This window comes from Klebsiella pasteurii, from assembly GCF_018139045.1.
In the GTDB taxonomy this organism is placed as follows: Bacteria; Pseudomonadota; Gammaproteobacteria; order Enterobacterales; family Enterobacteriaceae; genus Klebsiella; species Klebsiella grimontii.
Genome location: NZ_CP073236.1, coordinates 3,470,117 through 3,492,604 on the forward strand (window position 1 = coordinate 3,470,117; position 22,488 = coordinate 3,492,604).

At 55.2% G+C, this 22,488-nt stretch carries 21 protein-coding genes and 2 pseudogenes; 2 read left to right on the forward strand and 21 right to left on the reverse strand.

Annotation, left to right across the window (positions count from 1 at the left end):
• The first annotated feature begins 101 nt into the window (after positions 1 to 101).
• Positions 102 to 1,475, forward strand: coding sequence for a siroheme synthase CysG (gene cysG / locus KCG39_RS16430; RefSeq protein WP_004126006.1), 1,374 nt, complete (start codon positions 102 to 104; stop codon positions 1,473 to 1,475).
• 44 nt (positions 1,476 to 1,519) lie between these two features.
• Here cysG and KCG39_RS16435 read toward each other — a convergent pair whose 3' ends face one another.
• The 20 genes and pseudogenes from KCG39_RS16435 to KCG39_RS16530 all read right to left on the reverse strand — a co-directional run bounded on the left by KCG39_RS16435 (position 1,520) and on the right by KCG39_RS16530 (position 19,061).
• Complete coding sequence (locus KCG39_RS16435) at positions 1,520 to 2,608, reverse strand: aminotransferase class I/II-fold pyridoxal phosphate-dependent enzyme (protein WP_004126009.1); 1,089 nt, start codon at positions 2,606 to 2,608, stop codon at positions 1,520 to 1,522.
• Positions 2,609 to 2,623: 15 nt separating this feature from the next.
• Positions 2,624 to 3,928: pseudogene (locus KCG39_RS16440) on the reverse strand (YhfT family protein).
• 12 nt (positions 3,929 to 3,940) lie between these two features.
• A complete protein-coding gene (locus KCG39_RS16445; protein ID WP_004126014.1) occupies positions 3,941 to 4,294 on the reverse strand; it encodes a DUF2620 domain-containing protein in 354 nt (117 codons plus the stop codon).
• 10 nt (positions 4,295 to 4,304) lie between these two features.
• Positions 4,305 to 5,183, reverse strand: coding sequence for a phosphotriesterase-related protein (locus KCG39_RS16450; RefSeq protein ID WP_004126017.1), 879 nt, complete (start codon positions 5,181 to 5,183; stop codon positions 4,305 to 4,307).
• Entirely contained in the window at positions 5,183 to 6,406 is a 1,224-nt protein-coding gene (locus KCG39_RS16455; RefSeq protein ID WP_142468105.1) for a phosphopentomutase, read from the reverse strand. The genes KCG39_RS16450 and KCG39_RS16455 overlap by 1 nt, the downstream gene beginning before the upstream one ends.
• The gene (locus KCG39_RS16460) at positions 6,406 to 7,569 is read right to left on the reverse strand and encodes a YhfX family PLP-dependent enzyme (protein WP_049114525.1); all 1,164 of its coding nucleotides are present in this window, start codon (positions 7,567 to 7,569) and stop codon (positions 6,406 to 6,408) included. The genes KCG39_RS16455 and KCG39_RS16460 overlap by 1 nt, the downstream gene beginning before the upstream one ends.
• An 83-nt stretch (positions 7,570 to 7,652) precedes the next feature.
• The gene (locus KCG39_RS16465) at positions 7,653 to 8,015 is read right to left on the reverse strand and encodes a PRD domain-containing protein (RefSeq protein ID WP_004126026.1); all 363 of its coding nucleotides are present in this window, start codon (positions 8,013 to 8,015) and stop codon (positions 7,653 to 7,655) included.
• A gap of 16 nt (positions 8,016 to 8,031) precedes the next feature.
• A complete protein-coding gene (gene yhfZ, locus KCG39_RS16470) occupies positions 8,032 to 8,937 on the reverse strand; it encodes a GntR family transcriptional regulator YhfZ (protein WP_004126029.1) in 906 nt (301 codons plus the stop codon).
• Positions 8,938 to 9,087: 150 nt separating this feature from the next.
• Positions 9,088 to 10,092 carry a tryptophan--tRNA ligase gene (gene trpS / locus KCG39_RS16475; RefSeq protein WP_004126032.1) on the reverse strand — a complete coding sequence of 335 codons (1,005 nt, stop codon included), beginning with the start codon at positions 10,090 to 10,092 and terminating at the stop codon, positions 9,088 to 9,090.
• Positions 10,093 to 10,095: 3 nt separating this feature from the next.
• Positions 10,096 to 10,845 (reverse strand): phosphoglycolate phosphatase, encoded by a 750-nt coding sequence (gene gph / locus KCG39_RS16480; RefSeq protein ID WP_123828704.1) that lies wholly within the window; start codon positions 10,843 to 10,845, stop codon positions 10,096 to 10,098.
• The gene (rpe, locus tag KCG39_RS16485) at positions 10,838 to 11,515 is read right to left on the reverse strand and encodes a ribulose-phosphate 3-epimerase (protein ID WP_004126039.1); all 678 of its coding nucleotides are present in this window, start codon (positions 11,513 to 11,515) and stop codon (positions 10,838 to 10,840) included. Before rpe ends, gph begins: the two co-directional genes overlap by 8 nt.
• Before the next feature lie 17 nt (positions 11,516 to 11,532).
• Positions 11,533 to 12,360, reverse strand: coding sequence for an adenine-specific DNA-methyltransferase (gene dam / locus KCG39_RS16490; protein ID WP_004126040.1), 828 nt, complete (start codon positions 12,358 to 12,360; stop codon positions 11,533 to 11,535).
• A gap of 78 nt (positions 12,361 to 12,438) precedes the next feature.
• Positions 12,439 to 13,737 carry a cell division protein DamX gene (gene damX, locus KCG39_RS16495; protein WP_142468104.1) on the reverse strand — a complete coding sequence of 433 codons (1,299 nt, stop codon included), beginning with the start codon at positions 13,735 to 13,737 and terminating at the stop codon, positions 12,439 to 12,441.
• Between the two features lie 84 nt (positions 13,738 to 13,821).
• Positions 13,822 to 14,916 carry a 3-dehydroquinate synthase gene (gene aroB / locus KCG39_RS16500; RefSeq protein WP_004126042.1) on the reverse strand — a complete coding sequence of 365 codons (1,095 nt, stop codon included), beginning with the start codon at positions 14,914 to 14,916 and terminating at the stop codon, positions 13,822 to 13,824.
• Between the two features lie 54 nt (positions 14,917 to 14,970).
• Positions 14,971 to 15,492, reverse strand: a complete 522-nt coding sequence (gene aroK / locus KCG39_RS16505) for a shikimate kinase AroK (RefSeq protein ID WP_004106441.1) — start codon at positions 15,490 to 15,492, stop codon at positions 14,971 to 14,973.
• A 269-nt stretch (positions 15,493 to 15,761) separates the two neighbouring features.
• The gene (gene hofQ, locus KCG39_RS16510; protein ID WP_142469300.1) at positions 15,762 to 17,003 is read right to left on the reverse strand and encodes a DNA uptake porin HofQ; all 1,242 of its coding nucleotides are present in this window, start codon (positions 17,001 to 17,003) and stop codon (positions 15,762 to 15,764) included.
• Entirely contained in the window at positions 16,912 to 17,319 is a 408-nt protein-coding gene (locus KCG39_RS16515) for a HofP DNA utilization family protein (RefSeq protein WP_142468102.1), read from the reverse strand. Before KCG39_RS16515 ends, hofQ begins: the two co-directional genes overlap by 92 nt.
• Entirely contained in the window at positions 17,309 to 17,749 is a 441-nt protein-coding gene (locus KCG39_RS16520) for a HofO family protein (protein ID WP_142468101.1), read from the reverse strand. The genes KCG39_RS16515 and KCG39_RS16520 overlap by 11 nt, the downstream gene beginning before the upstream one ends.
• Positions 17,739 to 18,273 (reverse strand): annotated as a pseudogene (locus KCG39_RS16525) (PilN domain-containing protein). Before KCG39_RS16525 ends, KCG39_RS16520 begins: the two are co-directional and overlap by 11 nt.
• Positions 18,270 to 19,061, reverse strand: a complete 792-nt coding sequence (locus KCG39_RS16530; RefSeq protein WP_142468100.1) for a type IV pilus biogenesis protein PilM — start codon at positions 19,059 to 19,061, stop codon at positions 18,270 to 18,272. Before KCG39_RS16530 ends, KCG39_RS16525 begins: the two are co-directional and overlap by 4 nt.
• 117 nt (positions 19,062 to 19,178) lie before the next feature.
• Between KCG39_RS16530 and mrcA the strand changes: the two genes are divergently transcribed.
• Positions 19,179 to 21,737, forward strand: a complete 2,559-nt coding sequence (gene mrcA, locus KCG39_RS16535) for a peptidoglycan glycosyltransferase/peptidoglycan DD-transpeptidase MrcA (RefSeq protein ID WP_049115497.1) — start codon at positions 19,179 to 19,181, stop codon at positions 21,735 to 21,737.
• A gap of 43 nt (positions 21,738 to 21,780) precedes the next feature.
• On the opposite strand, the gene nudE is transcribed toward mrcA, so the two are convergent.
• Positions 21,781 to 22,341 (reverse strand): ADP compounds hydrolase NudE, encoded by a 561-nt coding sequence (nudE, locus tag KCG39_RS16540; protein WP_004126053.1) that lies wholly within the window; start codon positions 22,339 to 22,341, stop codon positions 21,781 to 21,783.
• Positions 22,342 to 22,488: the final 147 nt, after the last annotated feature.

Consider the following 22,488-nt stretch of genomic DNA (forward strand, 5'->3'; position numbering starts at 1 on the left):
TCGATGAATTTTGTGTGAGCACTCCCCAGGCTCAACCTGACAAATAAAATAGCCGGATAGCCAGATTCTAAGGCTGCTGCCAATAATTAAGAGGGAATGTCGTGGACCATTTGCCTATATTTTGCCAATTACGCGATCGTGACTGCTTGTTAGTCGGCGGCGGCGATGTGGCTGAACGTAAAGCTCGCCTGTTACTGGACGCTGGCGCCAGATTGACGGTTAATGCCCTGGATTTTGTGCCGCAATTCCAGGTATGGGCCGATGCAAACATGTTGACCCTGGTTCAGGGCGAGTTTAATCCTGCTCTGCTGGATAACAGCTGGCTGGCCATTGCCGCAACCGACAACGAAGCGGTTAATCAACAGGTCAGCGAATCAGCGGAAGAAAGGCGAATATTTTGCAATGTGGTCGACGCCCCTCAGCAGGCCAGCTTTATCATGCCGTCGATTATCGACCGTTCACCGCTGATGGTTGCCGTCTCATCCGGCGGCACCTCGCCGGTGCTGGCGCGCCTGCTGCGCGAAAAGCTGGAGTCGGTTCTGCCATTACATTTGGGCCAGTTGGCCCACTACGCAGGTCAGCTGCGCTCAAGGGTGAAGAAGCAGTTTGCCACCGTCGGCGAGCGCCGACGCTTCTGGGAGAAGCTGTTTGTTAATGACAGACTGGCGCAGTCGCTGGCCAATGAGGACCGTCAGGCCGTCGCTGATGCCACGGAGCAGCTGCTGACCGAGCCGCTGGATCATCGCGGTGAAGTGGTACTGGTGGGCGCCGGCCCCGGCGATGCCGGACTGCTGACGCTCAAAGGCCTGCAGCAAATACAGCAGGCCGATGTCGTGGTTTATGACCGCCTGGTCTCCGACGATATTATGAATCTGGTGCGCCGCGATGCCGATCGGGTCTTCGTGGGTAAACGCTCGGGCTACCACTGCGTACCGCAGGAAGAGATTAACCAGATTCTGCTGCGCGAAGCCCAGGGGGGGAAACGCGTTGTACGGCTGAAAGGCGGCGATCCGTTTATCTTTGGCCGCGGCGGTGAAGAGCTGGAAACCTTGTGCCATGCCGGTATTCCGTTCTCCGTTGTACCAGGAATTACCGCGGCCTCAGGCTGTTCCGCCTACTCGGGCATTCCCCTGACCCACCGGGATTTTGCCCAGGGCGTGCGCCTGGTCACCGGCCACCTTAAGACCGGCGGCGAGCTGGACTGGGAAAACCTGGCGGTTGAAAAGCAAACCCTGGTGTTTTATATGGGCCTGAACCAGGCCCCGGCGATCCGGGAAAAGCTGATTGCCCACGGCATGGCGGCGGATATGCCCGCAGCCATCGTTGAAAACGGAACGGCGATAACGCAGAAAGTTGTCACCGGCACGTTAGAACAATTGGATATTCTGGCCCAGCAAATGGCCAGCCCGGCACTGATTATTGTCGGTCGCGTGGTCGGTCTGCGCGATAAGCTGAACTGGTTCTCAAATCACTAATCGCTCTGTAGCCCGGAGCATGATGCACCGGGCTACAAATTGCATTAATGCACTTCCTCACAGCTTTCCTGCAATATTCTCAACACCGTTTCCTCACCGCTACGATTAGGGTTAATACGAATCGCATAGCGTTCAATACCCGGATTTGCCTCACGGAAGGTTCCGGATAAGCGATAGAACAACGGCGGTATTTCATATTTTGACTCGGCGCCAACCGGATATGGCAATGCCCCAAGCCGCTGCGCATTAGCCAGTACCTGCTCCGCAATCGGCTGATGAAACTCAACCAGCAGGACCCGGGACTGCGCGTTAGCGATAATTGCCTGTTTAACCTGCGACACCACGCCGTGATTCAACTGCAGCAGAAGCCGCTCCGTCACCCCCGCCTGCACTGCGTGCATCACTGGGGCGAACACCATCCCTCGCAGTACTTCCAGCGCCTGCACCCCCTGAATCTGGCTGCCGCCGGAATACATGCTGGCGCGGATGCGGGCAACGGCATCAGCACGTCCCACCACCGCACCCACGCCTTCCGGACCAAACAGCTTAAAGCAGGAAAATGTCGCCAGCGTCGCACCGCATTCGCAGCCGATATTCGCCACCTTCATCACCGCGTAGTTATCGTCGGTCAGTGTCGGAACATGCTGCTCATTAAGCACAGAGAGCACCTCTGCCAACCGATAGCTATCTTCAGGGCACTGACGCGTATGCTGCACCAGCGCAGCATCGGGTCGATACTGCGCCACCGTCTCTGAGAGCGCCGCCAGATCGTTAAAGTCCACGCGAATTGGCTTTAGTCCCATCTGCTCAATAATCACCGAGGTCGTCGGATAGACCGGCGCATCGTGGATTAATAGCGTGCCGCCGGGCTTCACCAATGCCGCTATCGCCGCGCGAATTGCCCCGGTCCCGGCTCCTTGCAGCAGCACGGCGGCCTCGGCATGGAATGCATCAGCCAGCACTGCTTCGACGCGCTGCGTGACGCGGGGCTGATTCAGCCCCGACGCCAGACCAAAGTCACCACCGCGCAGGAAATCGGCCCCAGGAAAATGGCGACAGATAGCATCCACTAGCGCGAACTGCTTATGTTGGGCTTCAACCAGCGACAGACCTTCCAGCGGAAAGGTTCTCATAACCCACGCTCCTTCTTATGCCGGAATAAATAATCCGAGCCAGAACAGAATATTCAGCACAATACCGGTAATCATGACTGCCACAACCGGCGCGGCCATTTTTTAAACCGGACGTCCCAACGACTCATTGAGGAAGTAGATCGCAGCGGTGATTGAGAAACCGGTATACCCAGCCATTTTGATGGAGGCAAAAATAGAGCCAACCAGCAGCGCCATCTCCATCAGCATGTTCATCGCATTACGAATGTTATCTGACGCATTGCGCACTGAAGGATAGCGCCCCAACCACTTACCGATTGAACGCAGCAGCAGCACTTCCGCTGAAATCACCAGAGCGCCCAGCAGCGCGGCAATCCACGGATTCGGCGCCAGGTAGCCCACTGCATACACGAAGGTAAAACCGGCAACCGCATACACCCCGGTAGCCAGGGCGGTAGTGGCGATCATCGGCACGAAACCCAGACCACGCATAAACTCCGCCAGCGCCGCTTGATGAATCAGCGTTTGCGACTGCTCCGGCGTCACGCCTGCCGAATACGCTTTTTCCAGAGTAAAGATGGACACCTCGCTACCGGCAAAAATTTTCATGCTGGCTACCGCCGCAATCAGCGCGCCCACAATAGCGATATACGGCAGGTTTTTGATAATCCGCGACGTGCGCTCTTCAAACACCGACATCCCGCTGGCGTCATGATCCTCGCTACCGCGATTGCGCAGATCCTGGGTAATCGCAATCCCCAACAGCATTACCATGCCAATGAAAATCTCAATCGACTCAGGATTGAGATGCGGGAAATAGCGGACGACCAGTACGCGCGTAATCAGTACAACAACCGCTGCCAGCAGGCTGCTTTTCCAACCGAACTGGTAGAAAATGGCCACCAATGGGAACAGTGCAAAAGCGGATACTACCGGCGAACTCAATTCGCCCAACGATCCCAATACATCGACCGGTAGCGCCGTCAGCAGATGGTTAACCGGCAGCAGGCAGGTAAGGATCAGAATCCCCCAGACCGCCCCCAGGCCGAAAGCCAAAAGACTATTCGCTGCCAGTACACCAAGGATATCGGTAGGCAAAAACAGCAGCCAGGCATTCAGCAGCCCGGTTTTCAACGTGAACGAAATCCCGACTGAGGCGACAAAGCCAATACTTAAACCAAATGCGATACTGCCCGCTTCCCGACGATGCATGTTACCTTCAATCAACTGCGGGAGGATCGGGCGAATACCATCATGAAAAACCGCGGCTGACCGGTGCGCCAGTAACGACGTCATCCCCGTCAGACAAGCCACCACAATGAGTTGAATATAAAGCGCCATAACAGTGCCTTTTTATTTTAAATAGTTGATCAGTAATGGGATCGCATGTTCAATATGTTCAACCGAAAGGCCAAACGCGACTCTTCCTTCCGCCACCATTTTTGCAATCTGATCCTCTTTCGCCTTAATACCCGGCTTAGCAATAGTGCAACTTTTGTTGAACCCGATAATGGCGATCGCAATGGAAAGCGCCGCGCCAGCACCGGTGTTACACGCACCAATGTAGTAATCCAACTGGCCGTTTTTCACCTTCATAGCCGCTTCCATGTCGTTGTAGATGAACACCTCGAAACACCCTGGCGCCGTATTTTCAATCGTTTTTTTAATCAGCTCGCGCTGTAAGCCAGCAACACCAATCTTTTTCATCTCTATGTCCTTACAGGAAAAATTGAGTAGGGTTAGTTCGTAACATCAGATCCACATCGGCCTGGCTGAAACCGGCCTGGTAAAGCAGAGGGACAAAGGTAGTCAACAGATAGTCGTAACCGTTGCCGCCATTAGCCTTTAAGTGAGAACGGCGGGTGATATCCATCGACAGCATGACGTGGTCCAGGCAGCCCCTTTCACGCAGGGCGAGCAGCATAGCGATGCGTTTTGCGTCGGGGTAATAATTGTTTTTACCAATTGTGTCGAACTGGACATAAGCGCCGAGATCGATCATGCGCAAAATATCATCGATATTATCTTTCAGGTCGCAATGGCCAATAACCACGCGGGAGAGATCGACGCCGTGTTGTTTCAGCAGGGCAAGCTGCTCCAGCCCCATGGTGCTAAACGAAGTATGCGTTGAGATAGGTCGTCCGGTCGCGTTATGCGCCAGCGCCGCGGCGCTAAACACTTTGGCTTCCAGATCGGTAATCACCCCTTCACTGGAACCGATTTCGGCGATAATTCCGGCTTTGAGCGGCGTGCCATCAATACCGATTTCGATCTCATCGATCATCTCCTGCGCCAGTTCCTGCACAGAACGGGTAGCAACATGCTCAGGAAAGAAAGCGTGCTGATAATAGCCGGTGCAGGCAATCACGTTGATGCCGGTATCGCGCATCAGATCCAACATAAAGGACGGGTTGCGCCCCATATAACGGTTAGTCATCTCAACAATATTGCGCACGCCGAGGTGCATTAAATCGCGCATCTCTTTACTAATCAGTTCGTATTGATCCAGGCGACAATCGATGTTGCCTTTAAAACCGGACAAATCGATATGTAAGTGCTCGTGCGCGTAGGTATAACCGGAGCTATCAATCATCATTATGTATTCCTTGCGAGCGTTATAAGCGAAAGGAAAGAGCACCCATTTTCCGGCGCATGCGCACCAAAAAAGTCGCATACGGTCGCGCCGACATCAGACAACGTGCGACGGGTCCCGAGCCGTGCAGGCGATTGCCCGGGAGACCACACCAGCAGCGGCACCTTCTCCCGCGTGTGTTTACTGTGGCCTATCGTTGGATCGTTACCGTGGTCGGCCATCACCACCAGGCAATCATCCGGGCGCATATCCGCCATCAGCAGAGCCAGCTGCTCATCGACCAGCTCCAGCCTGTCGACATAGCGCTCCACATCTTCAGCATGACCCGCCAGATCGGTTTCCTGGATATTGGTGCAGATAAATGCCGTCTCCCGGCGGTTAAACTCCGCCCGGGTGATCTCCATAATCTGCTGGCTATCGACCAGATTTTCCCAGCTGATGCCATGGGGATTGCTAACGATATCAGCGACCTTGCCGACGAGAACCGTCGGAACGTCCACCGCAAAGAGCTGGGCAGGAACCTGCACCTGTTCATCAACGCCGTAGCCCATATGCACAACCTGGAATCCCTGTTTATAGGCGCCTGAGCGCGGTGCGTTGATACCGATATAGCCGCCCTCTTTCTCTTCCACCGCGTCGAAGATATTCTGTGTACTGGACAGCTGACCGCCAAAAGTGATAACGCGTCCCACGGAAGCCTGTTCACGCACCGTCCTGCCAATCGTTTTCACCTGAGCAAAAGTCTTTTCACTCAGGTTGCCGGTGATGTTGTAAACCTGCCCCAGATCGGCTTCCAGGTTATCGCCAACCGCCACCGCGCCGTCCACCAACAGCCAAAACGGGCCTTTGCCATGACGCTCTGTTTGATGTCCGGCGGCAAGCAGCGCATCTTCAACCTTATCGATAACAGCATTAAATGGCATTCGCAGCGGGGTTCGGGGTTTGGTCCCAAAAATCTCCTGATGCCCCATAAAGGTATCACCGCCCTCATGTTCAAGCTCTGCGGTTCCCCATACGGCATCTTCAGAAAGCTGCATCACACCTGGGGCAAAACCGAGGGCGTTTATCAGACCCAGCTTTTCCAGCGTTGGCAGCCGCAGCGCAGGAAAGCGTTGCAGAATATGCCCGCAGGTATTCGCACCGATATCCTGCGGCCTCACTTCGGGAACATCAGCCATCGCGCCGACGCCAAAGCTGTCTATCACCAACACCACAAATCTCGCCATTAGTCCTCCAGAACGTTGCCAAGACTGTCATAACGGGCAACGATTTCAGGGCTGCCGCTTTGAATACCGGCAATCAGCACCACATCGCTACGGGTAACGAAAATCTGCGTGCGGAAACAGAAGATTGCCGCACTGCCGACAGGAAACTCACCTTCCAGCGGCAGGTAGTAATCAATGCTGCTGTCATCTACCGCATTAAGCTGCGCCAGTTGGGCTTTTTCGCTGGCCGGAGCGAATATCAGCGCATGCTTAGCATGACCACGCCGATAATAGCCGCCGCCGTAGCAATAGCTTTGCCCGGCAAAATGATGGGAAATTTCACTCAGCCACAGCATGGCAACACGCTCCGGTTGATCTCCCTGCTGGTTGGCGGGGATGGTACCGGTCAGCGCATGCCCCGGCTCAGCGTGGGTGACGCCAAACTCCGCCAGTAGCGGCAGAGAGCTGCAGCTGGTTGCCGAAGGCGCATTCAGTTGCTGAACCGTCACGCCGAGACTTTCGAGCTTGTCTCTCGCGGCGAGCAAAGAGCGTAAATTCGGCGTTGGCAGAATTTTTTCCTGTTCGTCATCCCACAGCAGGCAAGGGAAGTGGGTGAGCCCGGTCAGTTCAATGCCCGGCAGGCTTTGAAGATGAGCCACCACGTTGTCCAGCTCAGCCAACGCGAATCCACTCTCCTGTCCCGGATAGAGGAAATCGCTCTCTCCATAGACCTTAAGCATGACCGCCTGCGCCCGACCGCTTGCTACCGCCGCCGCCGAAACTTCCTGAGCTTTCTCCAGAGAGAACAGGGTAATGACTTCGGTACCCTGCTCTACCGCGCCCGCCACCTGCGCGGAAGGTATTTGCACCAGATGACCCTGATGGGAAACGGGCAAACCGGCACGGCGCATCACCCGACTCTCTTTGTAATCCACAACAACAATGCCCTGATACCCCAGCGCCAACAGCTTTTCTGCCAGCCACGGATTTCGACCAATCTGCTTGGTCATCACGTACAGGCTAATTCCATATTGCTGCGCGGTCTTCAGCAGCAGCTTGCCATTTTCCAGCACCTGATCGACATCAATAACCCAGCTATCCGGGGCGATAAGCCCTTGCTGCCAGAAGCGGAGCGCTGTCGCAATCAGCGCCGGGTTCTGCCGTTGTAATGCTTTAATAAACATTTACTTGCCTCTGCTTTTATTCCTTTTTTAAATATTCATTTTTTTGAATATTTAAGTCGCATAGCGCCCATTCCCAATATTCTTCACACGGCCTGCTGCGCCGCTCCCCACAACCCATACCAGTTAGCGAGCAAATAACCTTTTTCATTAGCATGTAGAGTGACGTCAAATTCTTGCATCAGCGCCTGATGCAATTGATGAATCTCATCCCAATGCGCCGAACTGGTTATCTCTGCCATGAACTCCTCATCCAGCGGCTCAATAACCTCACCGCGGCGGCTGCGCATCAGCGCATTTGCCATATGAGTTATCGCGATTTCCCCTTGCTCGCTAAAGACGGGAAGATGCCACTGCTCGTCCAGCTGGCGGACGACCTGCATCATTCCGCGACAAATATCCTGGTCGATAATCCCTGCCTCACACAGCAAGTTGAGCCTGTTTTCCATAATCACTGCCTTAATGTTAATAGCTTGGCTCTTGCTCTCCGCTCACCACCCGTTGTTGATGAGCTAATAGCGCCTGTTTATCAACGAATGCACGTAGCAGATGTTGAATCGGGTAATCATCTGCCCTGGCCAACACTACCGCCTCAGTCGCCTGCAAAAAACGCGGATCGTCACTTAGCGGCAGGGCTTCCAGCCCTAACATGGCCAGCTCCGCGCCAGCGGTGACGTTCCAGATAACGGCGTCAATTTCGCCTTTGACGATGCGACTTAGACTCTCGTGATAAGAGAGGTCGACGCGCTCTACGTCGCTATTGGCAAAATAAATTTCGGTCATAATTTTCTGGTCCGCCGAGCGGTTATCAAGCCCCACTCGCCGCACCGAATCGATTTCGCCTTTCCGGCAAATCAGCTGGTGCTCACCGACATAGGTGTGCGGCCCAAGGGTCATTACCATCCGCAGCCCGCTCTGCGCTAAATAACTTTCTGCCGCCAGGCGCGAAACCACCGCCATGTCGTAAACACCGTTAAGTAAGCACTCCACGCGAATGTCAGCGCCGCGCATATGCGCATAGTAAAAAGGAATACCTTCAAACTGCGCTTTCAGTCCGCTCGCCAGCCCTTCATACAATCGCGTATAGGGCAGAGGCATTGCGCAAACGACGTTGGTGATATCGATATGCGCCAATAGGGCCTTGTTATCCATCTCAACCAGGTAACTGCCGTTGCGCCCTCGGCGTTCAATACGAATGGCCCCGGAAGACTCCAGCGTTTTTAGCGCCGCCTGAGTCAGCCCAACGGAAGAGCCGCATTCACCCGCTAACTCATCAATCGTTTTTAGACGATTACCGCACTGCTCGCCCAACAAATAACGAGCCAGGGTCGTTAGTGCCATGCCCTCTTTTTTAATGAATGTCCGACGCATCTATAATCTTCACTAAATTGAATATTTATATCTTCACTAAAATGAAGATAATTAACAAGGAGCAAATAATCAAATCACGACAGTTATCACAAATTAAAAAGCCGGATGCATTGCACCCGGCTTTGGATATGACGACAACCATCAGATAGATTAAGGCTTAGCGACGAAACCAATCGCTTCGTAGACCGCCTTCAGGGTAACAGAAGCGCGAGCGCTGGCTTTCTCCGCGCCCTCTTTCATCACCTGATTCAGGAAAGCTTCATCGCCGCGGAAACGGTTATAGCGCTCCTGCAGTTCGGTCAGCATACCGGAAACGGCTTCAGCCACTTCGCCTTTCAGGTGGCCGTACATTTTGCCTTCAAAATGCTGCTCCAGATCTGGAATGCTCTGGCCGGTAACGGCAGAGAGGATATCCAGCAGGTTGGAGACGCCCGCTTTGTTCTGGATGTCGTAACGAACAACCGGCGGCTCGTCGGAGTCGGTGACCGCGCGTTTAATCTTCTTCACCACCGATTTCGGGTCTTCCAGCAGGCCGATAACGTTGTTGCGGTTATCATCTGACTTGGACATCTTTTTGGTCGGCTCCAGCAGCGACATCACGCGCGCGCCGGATTTTGGAATAAACGGCTCAGGGACTTTAAACACGTCGCCGTAAATAGCGTTGAAACGCTGGGCGACATCGCGGCTCAGCTCCAGGTGCTGTTTCTGGTCTTCGCCAACCGGGACCTGGTTAGTCTGATACAGCAGAATGTCGGCAGCCATCAGCACCGGATAGTCAAACAGACCGGCGTTAATATTTTCCGCATAGCGCGATGACTTGTCTTTAAACTGGGTCATACGGCTCAGTTCGCCGAAATAGGTGTAGCAGTTCAGCGCCCAGCCGAGCTGCGCGTGCTCCGGCACGTGGGACTGAACGAAGATGGTGCTTTTTTGCGGGTCGATACCGCACGCCAGATACAGCGCCAGCGTGTCCAGCGTGGCCTTACGCAGCTGCTGCGGGTCCTGACGAACGGTAATCGCGTGCTGATCAACGATGCAGTAAATGCAGTGGTAATCGTCCTGCATGTTTACCCACTGACGCAGCGCACCCATGTAGTTGCCAATGGTCAATTCACCTGAGGGCTGTGCGCCACTAAAAACGATGGGCTTAGTCATTTTTTATTCCTGAGTTTCACTATACGGTAGCCCGAAAGCGGGCAAGAGTTCATTAAATTGGTCAAAGATATAATCCGGCTCGCTCAGCGAAATCGGCTCGCCGTAGTTGTAGCCGTAGGTCAGGCCGATCGAGCTGCAGCCCGCGGCCTTCGCGGCCTGAATATCATTGCGCGAGTCGCCAACGAACAGCAGCTCTCCGGGTGCCAGCCCCAGTTTCTCCGCGACCAGAAGCAGCGGTTCCGGATGCGGTTTTTTGTTTTTTACATCATCGCCGCCGATAACAACGGTAAAATATTTGGCGATATCCAGCGACGCCAGAATCGGCGCGACAAAAGGCGTCGGTTTATTGGTCACCAGCGCCAGCGGCAGGCCCTTTGCGTGCAGCGCGCCCAGCGTATCGGCAACGGCTGGAAACAAAAAGCTCCCCTCTTCCGCCACTTCGCCATAGTAGCGGTCGAACAGCTTGCGCAAAATGGCCTGCTGTTCAGCCTGCGGGATATCGTCATGATCGACGGAAGGTTTACCCTGCGCAGTTCTCAGCGCCGCGCGCTCCTGACGGGCCCAGGTCAGAGCCCGCTGGATCAGAACGTCCGCGCCGTTGCCAATCCAGGTCACGACACGTTCTTCGCCCGCCATCGGCAGTTCCAGCGCATACAGCGCGTTATCAACGGCAGCGGTCAAGCCCGGCGCGCTATCGACCAGCGTCCCATCGAGATCGAACGCCACGCCGCGAATATTTTGTAACTTATCCATGGCTAACCTTTGCTAATTCGCTACGCATTTGATCGACCACTTTTTTGTAGTCAGGCTGATCGAAAATGGCCGACCCAGCAACAAACATATCCGCACCGGCGGCGGCAATCTCAGCGATATTGCTGACTTTTACGCCGCCGTCGACTTCCAGACGGATGTCGTAGCCGGATTCATCAATGCGACGACGAACTTCACGCAGTTTTTCCAGGGTGTGCGGAATAAAAGACTGACCGCCAAAGCCAGGGTTGACGGACATCAGCAGAATAACATCCAGCTTATCCATTACGTAATCAAGGTAGCTCAGGGAGGTCGCCGGGTTAAACACCAAACCGGCTTTGCAGCCGTGCTCTTTGATAAGCTGCAGCGTGCGGTCAACGTGTTCGGAAGCTTCCGGATGGAAAGTAATGATGCTGGCGCCCGCGGCGGCAAAATCAGGGACGATGCGGTCAACCGGCTTGACCATCAAATGCACGTCAATCGGCGCAGTGATACCGTAATTTCGCAGTGATTTCAGCACCATCGGGCCAATGGTCAGATTCGGCACGTAGTGGTTGTCCATCACGTCAAAGTGCACAACATCCGCACCCGCAGCCAACGCATTGGCGGTGTCCTCGCCCAGACGGGCAAAATCAGCCGACAGAATCGAAGGGGCAATCAAATACTGCTTCATCCGCATCTCCTTGAAATTTATTTGGTCTTGGGCGGACGGTACAGAGCCAGAAGCTCGTCCACCTTCTTACGTGTACCACCGTTGCTGCTGATGCTGCGTCGAACCTTCACAATATGCGTCTCAGCGGCGTTCTTGTACCACTCCTGAGTGAGCGGCGTGCGATGGTTTGAAATAAGCACAGGAATACGCTTTTTCATCAGCAATTCCGCTTTTTTAGCCAGCAGCTCCTGCTGCTCCTGGCTAAAGCTATTCGTATGATAAGCCGTAAAATTCGCCGTAGACGACAGCGGCGCATAGGGCGGATCGCAGTAAACAACGGAGCGGTTATCCGCCCGCTTCATGCACTCTTCATAAGATTCACAATGAAACTCTGCATGCTGCGCCTTCTCCGCGAAATGATACAGCTCAGCTTCGGGAAAATAGGGCTTTTTATAGCGACCAAACGGCACGTTAAACTCACCGCGCAGATTGTAGCGACACAGGCCATTGTAGCCATGACGGTTCAAATAAAGGAACAGTACCGCGCGACGCAACGGCTCCTGACTCTGGTTGAACTCATCACGGAACCGATAATACTGCTCTGCGACGTTGTTCTCTGGCGTAAACATCTTACGCGCCGCCGTAACATAGTCATCGGTACGCAGCTTGACGATGTTATACAGACTAATCAAATCACTATTGATATCAGCGAGGATATAACGAGAAAAGTCGGTATTCAGAAATACCGACCCGGCGCCTACAAAAGGCTCAATCAAGCAGTCGCCCTGCGGCAAATGCTTTTTAATATCGTCAAGCAGGGGGTATTTACCCCCTGCCCATTTCAGAAAAGCGCGATTCTTTTTCATGCTGCCTAACTAATTACACATTCTCCGGCTGCGGAGAAAGCTCCGACAGCATCCTGCGCTTCAGACTACTCTGCGGCATTATTTCAGGTCAGACTGAACCTGATGCAGCGGTTTTGCCCACGGGTTTTTCGCCTGTACATCTGCTGGCAGCGTAGCAACAGCACGTTTCGCTTCATCTTTCGAAGCGTAAATGCCGCTCACCAGGACATACCAGGGCTGACCATTACGCGTAGTCTCATAGACAACATATTTTTCCAGCTTCTCTTTCTTCGCCCAACTGTTGAGGTTGTTGTAGTTAGAAGAGCTGCTGAGCTGCAGCGTGTAGTGACCGGACGGCGCAGACTTCATCGAACTGACGTCACCAGAGCTTTTACCCGCAGCAGCCGTTGCTGCCGGAGCGGCAGCGGCAGTTGCTGCGGGCGCGGTGGTCGCAGCAGCAGGCGCGGTAGTCGCGGCTGGTTTGGTCTGGCCCGTTGCAGCAGGCTTAGTCGGCTGCGTTGCTGCCGGCGTCGTGGTCGCGACGTTCTCTACACGCTTAGGCTGGACCGGAGCCGATTTCGGCTGGGTCGACGCTTTCGCCGTGGCCTGCGGTTTCGGTTCGATAACCGTATGCTTACGCTCAGCCGGGCGCGGTGCTGTTGCCGTCTGACGCTCTGTCGTCGCCTGACGTGGGGCAGTGGCGCCATTGCGCACCGGCGCAACGGTAGCAGGCTCAGTTGGCAAAGTAGAATTCGCTACCGCGCTATCAATCTGACCCTGCTGCTGGGTCAGCGCATTATTCAGATCGCCCTGAACCTCAACGCGCTGCTGCCCTTGTGGTTCAGCCGTAGCCTGACCTTGAGTCGGGTTAGAGGCGATAGGCGGCAGAGAAACATCCTGCGGCTGCGCGCTGTTAGCCGCTGATGAATCCTGAGCAGCAGGCTGAGTATTATTATTGTCCTGCTCACCGGAGAGGTTGATGCTCTTCTCACCGGAAGCCGTTTGCTCGTTGGATGAGGATGGTGATTTCAGCGCGGAACCCACGCCAACAATCAGCAGCAGCAGAACGAGGATCCCCACGCCCATCATGATGTATTGACGAGAGGCTGGTTTCGCAGGCGCCTTCTTACGCTTACGAGGACGACGCTCAACCTGACGCTCTTCGTCATCGCCTTCGTCAGACTCTACCTCTTCTTCGTACTCTTCATACTGTTCTTCGTCGCGCTCACGGCGTGCTTTGCTGCCGCGCGTCGGGCGACCATCGTCAGCATCATCAAGATCGACATCATCAAAATTGATTTGCGGATCGGCATCACGCTCTGAAGACTGACGAGAACGACCAGTACGACGATCGCTGCGATCGGCTTTCATATCGTCTTCTGGTTTTAATTCATCCATTTAACACCCCACTAAAAGGCTTATGCTCACGACTATTGCACATCACCCGAAATGATAACGCCGCGCGAACGCGGCCAGACCTTCTTATTGTTGCGCCTGCTGAGTATCAGCAATCGCGCCAAGAACAACATCATGCGGTACTCCGCCGCGTATCTCGCTCTTCCCTATCGCGAGGGGTAGCACCAGCCGCATCTCGCCTGCCAGCACCTTTTTATCACGCATCATGTGGGGCAAATACGCCTCTGCTGCCATCGCCTGCGGCCCGCATACCGGCAAACCAGCACGCTGCAACAGATGAATAATTCGCTGCGTACCCTGCGGATCAAAGCGCCCCAAACGCTCGGACGCATGCGCCGCCATCACCATACCGGCCGCGACAGCTTCACCATGCAACCAGTTACCGTAGCCCATTTCAGCTTCGATAGCATGACCAAAAGTATGGCCAAGATTGAGTAAAGCACGTAACCCGGTTTCGCGCTCGTCGGCGGCGACAACTTCCGCTTTCAGCTCACAACAGCGACGGATACAGTACGCCATTGCGGTTTCATCCAGCGCCATTAATGCATCAATGTTATTTTCCAGCCAGTCGAAGAATTCGCCGTCAAGAATAACGCCGTACTTGATCACTTCAGCCAGGCCGGAAGAGAGCTCACGCTTCGGCAGCGTTTTGAGACAGTTGAGATCGACAACAACAGATACGGGCTGCCAGAAGGCGCCAATCATGTTTTTACCGAGAGGATGGTTGACGGCCGTTTTGCCGCCGACCGAAGAATCCACCTGCGACAGCAGAGTGGTCGGAACCTGAATAAAGCGCACGCCACGCTGGTAGCTGGCCGCTGCAAATCCCGTTAAATCACCAATTACCCCACCGCCGAGCGCCACTAACGTGGTGTCGCGGCCGTGTGGTTTTTGCAATAGCGCGGTAAAAACGGTATCCATCACCGCCAGGCTTTTATACTGCTCGCCGTCGGGAAGAATCACGCTATCGACTTTTACTCCCGCTTGCTCAAGTGCGGAGCGTACGGTATCCAGATAAAGCGGCGCCAGCGTCTCATTGGTGACCAGCATAACCTGGTCGCCTGATTTCAGTGGCAGGAAGGAAGCTGGATCGTTAAACAAACCAGCCGCGATGGTAATCGGGTAACTACGTTCCCCGAGGGTTACAGTAAGCCTCTCCATAACGCGACGTCCACCTCAGTTGCTTTTACTCTGACGCACTTTATTAAGCCAGAATCAGTTGCTTTCCAGCATATGAATAATCTGGTTTGCTACCACTTTCGCGCTTTGATCGTCAGTACGGATAGTGACATCAGCAATCTCTTCGTACAGCGGATTACGCTCATCCGCCAACGCTTCCAGTACTTCGCGAGGCGGCGCATCAACTTGTAGCAAAGGACGCTTTTTATCGCGCTGCGTACGGGCAAGCTGCTTTTCGATAGTTGTTTCCAGGTAGACCACCACGCCGCGGGCGGAGAGACGGTTACGCGTTTCACGGGATTTTACAGAGCCACCGCCGGTTGCCAGCACGATTCCCTGTTTTTCCGTCAACTCATTGATAATTTTTTCTTCACGGTCGCGGAAGCCGTCTTCGCCTTCTACATCAAAGACCCAACCCACATCTGCGCCAGTGCGTTTCTCAATTTCTTGATCGGAATCGTAAAATTCCATGTTGAGCTGTTGGGCTAACTGGCGCCCAATAGTGCTTTTGCCGGCACCCATAGGCCCAACCAGAAAGATATTGCGTTTCTCTGCCATTTTTTCGGTACTACTAAGACTATTCGTTAATGGTAAACCCGCTTCGCAGACACCCAGCGCAGCAGGACATGAACTGAAACCTCATATGCAATAGAGCGAGAGTCAGACTAAAAATTATCTCAATACTCCGGCTGGTTTGGCAACAGAATAAATCACCGGACAAGAAAGGGAGGATTGATGTCGTACCCGACTCTCAAATCGGTACCCCTTGTATGCTAAATCCGTCCTCACGTCAAACACCTGAAACGTGTTTAGCAAGAAAAACCCGCTTAATGCACTGCCAGAATACGTGGAGTAATGAAGACAACCAGTTCACGTCGTTCGTTATCCTTACCGTCACGGCGAAACAACTGGCCAAGCCAGGGGATATCGCCAAGAAGAGGAATACCATCACGAGACGTTTTATTTTTTTGCGCAAAGATACCGCCTAACGCCAGAGTCTCTCCGCTTTTCACCTCAACCTGCGTTTCTATTTCTTGTTTATCGATAGCCAGCGCTTCGCCATTTTCCTGTTTGAGCACCTGGCCCGGAGTATTTTCACTAATCCTGAGTTTTAAACGCACGCGATCGTGATATAGCACCGTCGGCGTCACCTCCATCCCCAGCACCGCCTCTTTAAATTCAACGGAGGTCGCGCCGCTTTCGCCGCTGGAGACCTGATAGGGTATCTCGCTGCCCTGCTTAATGCTGGCGGGCTGCATATGTGAAGCCAGCAGCCGGGGACTGGCGATGATGTCCACCTGCTGCTTCTGCTCAAGTGCGGAAAGCTCCAGCTCCAGGAGCCGCCCGCTGATGCGGCCGATGTTAAACCCGGCCCTCGTACTGGCATCCCCTACCGCCAGGTTACTGCTCAAGGTCGTCAGTTTATCGGATCCCGGTGGGCTGCTGGCGTCCGCCAGATTCCACTTAACGCCCAGTTCACGCAGGCTGGTTTCGCTCATTGAGACAATATGCGCCGCCAGCTCAACCTGACCGACGGGCACATCCATCTCCTGAACCCATGCCCTTAACGCCGGGAGGTGCCTGGCGTCATCGCGAATCAACAGGCGATTGGTTCGCTTATCGACCATCAGATACCCGCGAGCACTCAGCAGTTTTTCGCCTACTTTGGCCAGATCCTCTGCATCAGCATATCGCAGGCTCATGCTATGCCCCTGTAGAGGGAGATTCTGTAGACGCTTTGCTCTCTCCGCCTCAAGCTGTGCCTGCTGCGCCTTTTGCCAGGCCTGAGTATGCACGTACAGTACCGAGCCTTGTTGGGTCACGGTCAGACCGGCGCTATCGATAACCGATCGCAACGCCTGCTGCCACGGCACCTCCTTAAGCTGCAAAGATACCGTTCCGCTGACGTCCGGCGCCACCACGAGATTTTTTTGCTTTAGCTCCGCCAGCGTTTGCAGTACCTGGGTCACCGGCGCATCATCGACGACCAGCGATACGGGAAGATCTTTTTTTGCCGCGACCGCCACCAGCGGCAGGAGCAGAAACAGCAGGCTTATCCATCGCATCATTCTTTATTCCCTTTCGCAGCCAGACCCACTGTGCGGGTTCACACCCCGCGCCGGTTGATATAGCCATTTTGTCAGATGTCAGAAGCGTGACCCGCCAGCCTGTAGGCAGCGTCTCCGCATCCCTCACGCGGCGCCATTTCCCGGCACTATCCTGTAGGATGCCAATCAACTCTCGCGGATCGCCTATCGCCCCACCGTAGCGCCATTGGCTAAGCTGTACCGTTCGGCAGCTATCGACCGGAGGCTGGAAGGGATCGCGTTCCACAGCCAGCAGCGGCAGAGGAAACAGCAGTAAACACCACCCTTTACGGCGCATCTTCCGCCTCCAGTTGCAGGGTAAGCCGTAGAACCTGATTTCCCGGCTGAATTGAGAAAGCCGTGGCCCGCATCCCGCAGCGGGCTAGCCAGGAAAAAAGCGCCGGTACTGCTTGCCAGTCAACCGCCAGCTGCATCTCGCCACCGCGCCCTATCGGCCGCCAGTCCATAAGCGCAGCGCCCGTCACCGGGAGGTCAATGGGAGAGAAAGCCTGGGTTTGTTGCTCCTCAATATCAACGTTTTGTAGCGCAGCCCGCAGCGGCAACAGTTTGCGCCACTGCGCTTGTATGCGCAGCGTGCCGGCCCCGTTAGTGTCTGGGTGAGGGAGCCGCAGTAGCCATCCCCAGGATCCGGCAATGAGAACCAGAACGACAGGTATTGTTACCAGGCTTTTGCGCCCCGTCAGCCAGCGTTCAATCTCAACCCGCATTGTCTTCCTCTCCGGCCATGGAAAAGTGAAATAACCAGCGTCCTTCACCGTCGCGGTGCGTTTCACCCGCCCTGGGGGGGGCGCAAGCCGGGCAGGCGCCCCAGCGCCTTTTCCAGCGCGGATAACCCCTTAAGATTTAACGTTAACCCGCTCAGCCACAGAGTATTCTGGCGGTATTCCAACTGAGTTAACCAGGCGTGTTCCGGCATAAGCGCCGCTATCGCCTGCAACCTTGACTGCCACGCGGCGGTTTTCTCCCGCCGAAGAACGCGCAGACGTTGTTGTTCCTGCTGCTGTAGCCGCTGGCGCATGGCTCGCTCACGCTGCTGCAAGGCGGTATAAAGCTGGTCTTCAGCGCTAATCCTCGCGGTTTCAAGCAAATGGCCGACCCGTTGGTTGAGCTGTGAAGTGAGGAACGCCGCCAGCAGCATAAGCAGCAGACCAACAATCAGCAGCCCCGCCATCTGCAGACGTTGCCGTCGACGCGTTTCGCGCCAGGGAAGGAAGTTGACAATATGGCTCATGACTGACGCGCTCCCAGCGCCAGGCCGAGGGCAACGGTAAAGCTATCGCCACATGCCGGGAGCGGCGGCTGCAGGCGGTGGATGGCGCTCCAGGCGTCAAAATTCCGTCCGTCGGGCGATGCGGAGGCGCAGAGGCGAAACGTACCGCCGTTCACCCGGGATACCAGGTTTGGAAAAGAAGGAGCGTCGCTGCACGGACAGCATCCCCAGCTGTCAGAGGTGGACCAAAGCCAGCTCGCTTCGTCACGCCAGGCCAGCCCCTGAACGTCATCCGGTTGCCAGGGGAGAAAGGCGCTAAGCGCGCTGGCATCCGGAACAATCCCCACCACCCTCAGCTTGAGTCGACTTGCCAGGCGGCACAGAAGGTTAACGTCCAACCGCTGCGCGGCGGTAACTCGCCAGCCATCGACCGCTCCGGTTTCCGCATAATCGACGCATAGCGACGATGCGGGCATTTCCAGCTGCTGCGCCATCGCGCTGGCAATCCAGGTCGCCTGTTCGCTTTCTCTTAATGAAATCTGCGGGCGCGGGAGCTGCTTTTGCAGGGTTCGCGCCGCCGGAAAGGCGATACAGACCTGATGGTGCAAAGGCAGCTCCCGCCGCCAGCTTTGCAGCTGGCGGGCCAGCGATTCAACATCCACCACCATTCCCTGCCGCACGGTACCGGGCATGAGCGGGATGCTCCACCAGCGGCGAAGCGCCCAGCGTGAGCGCTCATGTAATAACGCGACAATAGCAATGTGGTCCTGCTGGATATGCATTCCTACGCGCCAGTTTCTAAACGCCATGCTTACGATCTCCTTATCCGCCGATATGCTTCGCTATATCAATGCTCCAGGCTTGCCTTTATACTACTGCGCGTTTGTTTATAAACTGCCCAATGAAAACTAAATGAGAAATCTCCGGTGAAGTTCGTAAAGTATCTTTTTATCCTTGCAGTATGTTGCGTACTGCTGGGAGCAGGCTCGATTTTTGGTCTCTATAAATATATAGAGCCGCAGCTCCCCGACGTCGCAACCCTGAAGGATGTGCGCCTGCAGATCCCTATGCAGGTCTATAGCGCGGATGGCGAGCTGATTGCGCAATATGGCGAGAAACGCCGTATTCCCGTCACGCTACAGCAAATGCCGCCAGAGCTGATAAAAGCGTTTATCGCCACCGAAGACAGCCGTTTTTATGAGCATCATGGCGTTGACCCGGTCGGGATTTTCCGCGCCGCCAGCGTCGCGATGTTCTCAGGCCACGCCTCGCAGGGCGCCAGTACGATTACTCAACAGCTGGCGCGCAACTTCTTCCTGAGCCCAGAAAAGACGTTGATGCGTAAGGTAAAAGAGGCCTTCCTCGCGATCCGCATCGAGCAGTTGCTCAATAAAGATGAAATCCTTGAGCTGTATCTGAACAAAATCTATCTTGGCTACCGCGCCTACGGCGTCGGCGCGGCCGCGCAGGTCTATTTCGGGAAATCCGTCGACCAGCTAACGCTGAGTGAAATGGCGGTCATTGCGGGCCTGCCTAAAGCGCCGTCGACGTTTAACCCGCTCTACTCCATGGATCGCGCAACCGCCCGCCGCAACGTTGTTCTCTCACGGATGCTGAGCGAAGGCTACATCACGCAGGCGCAGTACGATCAGGCGCGTAGCCAGACGATTGACGCCAGCTACCATACGCCGGAAATCGCCTTCTCCTCCCCGTACCTCAGCGAAATGGTGCGCCAGGAAATGGTCGGCCGCTACGGTGAGCAGGCTTATGAAGACGGTTATCGCGTCTACACCACCATTACCCGTAAAAATCAGCAGTCGGCCCAGGAGGCCGTGCGTAAAAACGTGCTGGATTACGACATGCGCCACGGCTATCGCGGCCCGGAAAAGGTGCTATGGAAAGTGGGTGAAACGCCGTGGGATAACCAGAAAATCCTCGATACGCTGAAAAAAACCCCGAATACCGGACCGCTCTCGCCGGCGGTCATCACGTCGGCAAATCCGCAGGAAGCCGTCGCGCTAATGAGCAACGGAACCTCAGTGTCGCTGAATATGGAAGGCGTCCGCTGGGCGCGTCGGTTTATCTCTGATACCCAGCAGGGTGCCACGCCGCGTAAAGTGAACGATGTGGTGCAGACCGGGCAACAGGTCTGGGTACGTCAGGTGGGTAGTAGCTGGTGGCTGTCGCAGGTGCCGGATGTCAACTCGGCGCTGGTCTCGATCAACCCGCAAAACGGAGCAATCATTGCGCTGGTCGGCGGCTTCGATTTCAACCAGAGCAAGTTCAACCGTGCGACACAGGCGCTGCGCCAGGTCGGTTCTAACATTAAGCCGTTCCTCTACACTGCTGCGATGGATAAAGGCTTAACGCTGGCGAGCATGCTCAACGATGTGCCGATTTCCCGCTGGGATGCCGGCTCCGGCTCCGACTGGCGCCCCAAAAACTCACCGCCGCAGTATGCGGGCCCTATCCGCCTGCGTCAGGGGCTGGGTCAATCAAAGAACGTGGTGATGGTTCGCGCGATGCGGGCCATGGGCGTGGACTACGCGGCTGAGTATCTCCAGCGTTTTGGCTTCCCGGCGCAGAACATCGTGCGGACCGAATCGCTGGCGCTGGGTTCAGCGTCTTTCACCCCGCTTCAGGTTGCTCGCGGTTATTCGGTGATGGCTAACGGCGGTTTCCTTGTGAGCCCTTATTTCATCAGCAAAATCGAGAACGATCAGGGCGGCGTCATTTTTGAAGAACGGCCAAAAGTTGCCTGCCCACAGTGCGATATTCCGGTGATTTACGGCGATACGCCGAAGTCTGATGTGCTGGAGAATAAAGACGTTGAGGACGTCGCCACCTCACAGGACCCGCAAAACCCCGGCGTTCCACCACAACCGCAACTTGCGCAGGCGAACCAGTCCCTGGTGGCGCAAAGCGGCGCTCCGGAGTACGCGCCGCACGTGATCAACACGCCGCTGGCGTTCCTGATTAAAAGCGCCCTGAACACCAACATCTTCGGCGAACCGGGCTGGATGGGTACCGGCTGGCGGGCAGGCCGCGACCTGCAGCGTCACGATATCGGTGGCAAAACCGGGACCACCAACAGTTCAAAAGATGCGTGGTTCTCAGGCTATGGTCCTGGCGTCGTAACGTCGGTATGGATTGGCTTTGATGACCACCGCCGCGATCTGGGCCGTACCACCGCCTCCGGAGCAATAAAAGATCAGATATCCGGCTATGAAGGCGGCGCTAAAAGTGCCCAACCGGCCTGGGATGACTTTATGAAAAGGGTGCTGGAAGGCGTACCGGAAGAGCCGCTAACGCCGCCGCCGGGTATTATTACGGTGAACATCGACCGCAGCACCGGCCAGTTGGCCAGCGGCGGTAACAGCCGCGCCGAGTACTTTATTGACGGCACGCAGCCTACCCAACAGGCGGTTCATGAAGTCGGCACCACCATTACCGATGGCGGGGGCGAGACCCACGAACTGTTCTGACAAAAAAAGCGCCTGTGGGCGCTTTTTTTATCTGGGAGAGGCGCTACAGCCGCCCCTGCGCCTGCAGCCACTCGCGCAGCAGGAAAAGCGCGCTAACGTTACGCGCTTCGTTGAAATCTTCTTCCTCGAGCAGCGTCATCAGCTGCGACAGCGGCCAGCGCACCTGCGGCAGCGGCTCGGGCTCATCGCCGGGCAACGACTCCGGATAAAGGTCTTCCGCCACCAGGATATTCATCTTGCTGGAGAAGTAGGACGGAGCCATGCTTAGTTTTTTCAAAAACGTCAGCTTTTGCGCGCCAAACCCAACCTCTTCTTTCAGCTCGCGGTTGGCGGCTTCCAGTACGCTTTCGCCTGGATCGATCAGGCCTTTTGAAAAGCCCAGCTCATAGGACTCCGTACCAACGGCATATTCGCGAATCAGGATTATATGGTCATCGACAATCGGCACAATCATCACGGCTTCACGGGTAGAAGGCCGCATCCGTTCATACACGCGGCGCACGCCGTTGCTGAACTCAAGGTCCACGCTTTCAACATTAAAAAGGCGCGAGCGCGCGACTGTTTCAACATTGAGAATGGTGGGTTTTTGTAATGATTTGCTCATTGTCATCGGTCTATGCTGTGATTACAGCGGTCATTGTGCGATACGCAGCCCGGTTTCGGCAATCCTAATCACCACTAATTTACATAGTTGCAACTTTTTCGCCTTGCGCCCAGGTATCACAAAGACTAAAAAGTCAATAGGTTGAAT

Bases quoted from the DNA above. Each gene is read 5' to 3' on its own strand.
- KCG39_RS16435 (WP_004126009.1), bottom strand. From the start codon at position 2,608: ATGAGAACCTTTCCGCTGGAAGGTCTGTCGCTGGTTGAAGCCCAACAT.
- KCG39_RS16445 (WP_004126014.1), bottom strand. From the start codon at position 4,294: ATGAAAAAGATTGGTGTTGCTGGCTTACAGCGCGAGCTGATTAAAAAA.
- KCG39_RS16450 (WP_004126017.1), bottom strand. From the start codon at position 5,183: ATGATGATTGATAGCTCCGGTTATACCTACGCGCACGAGCACTTACAT.
- KCG39_RS16455 (WP_142468105.1), bottom strand. From the start codon at position 6,406: ATGGCGAGATTTGTGGTGTTGGTGATAGACAGCTTTGGCGTCGGCGCG.
- KCG39_RS16460 (WP_049114525.1), bottom strand. From the start codon at position 7,569: ATGTTTATTAAAGCATTACAACGGCAGAACCCGGCGCTGATTGCGACA.
- KCG39_RS16465 (WP_004126026.1), bottom strand. From the start codon at position 8,015: ATGGAAAACAGGCTCAACTTGCTGTGTGAGGCAGGGATTATCGACCAG.
- yhfZ (WP_004126029.1), bottom strand. From the start codon at position 8,937: ATGCGTCGGACATTCATTAAAAAAGAGGGCATGGCACTAACGACCCTG.
- trpS (WP_004126032.1), bottom strand. From the start codon at position 10,092: ATGACTAAGCCCATCGTTTTTAGTGGCGCACAGCCCTCAGGTGAATTG.
- gph (WP_123828704.1), bottom strand. From the start codon at position 10,845: ATGGATAAGTTACAAAATATTCGCGGCGTGGCGTTCGATCTCGATGGG.
- rpe (WP_004126039.1), bottom strand. From the start codon at position 11,515: ATGAAGCAGTATTTGATTGCCCCTTCGATTCTGTCGGCTGATTTTGCC.
- dam (WP_004126040.1), bottom strand. From the start codon at position 12,360: ATGAAAAAGAATCGCGCTTTTCTGAAATGGGCAGGGGGTAAATACCCC.
- damX (WP_142468104.1), bottom strand. From the start codon at position 13,737: ATGGATGAATTAAAACCAGAAGACGATATGAAAGCCGATCGCAGCGAT.
- aroB (WP_004126042.1), bottom strand. From the start codon at position 14,916: ATGGAGAGGCTTACTGTAACCCTCGGGGAACGTAGTTACCCGATTACC.
- aroK (WP_004106441.1), bottom strand. From the start codon at position 15,492: ATGGCAGAGAAACGCAATATCTTTCTGGTTGGGCCTATGGGTGCCGGC.
- hofQ (WP_142469300.1), bottom strand. From the start codon at position 17,003: ATGATGCGATGGATAAGCCTGCTGTTTCTGCTCCTGCCGCTGGTGGCG.
- KCG39_RS16515 (WP_142468102.1), bottom strand. From the start codon at position 17,319: ATGCGCCGTAAAGGGTGGTGTTTACTGCTGTTTCCTCTGCCGCTGCTG.
- KCG39_RS16520 (WP_142468101.1), bottom strand. From the start codon at position 17,749: ATGCGGGTTGAGATTGAACGCTGGCTGACGGGGCGCAAAAGCCTGGTA.
- KCG39_RS16530 (WP_142468100.1), bottom strand. From the start codon at position 19,061: ATGGCGTTTAGAAACTGGCGCGTAGGAATGCATATCCAGCAGGACCAC.
- nudE (WP_004126053.1), bottom strand. From the start codon at position 22,341: ATGAGCAAATCATTACAAAAACCCACCATTCTCAATGTTGAAACAGTC.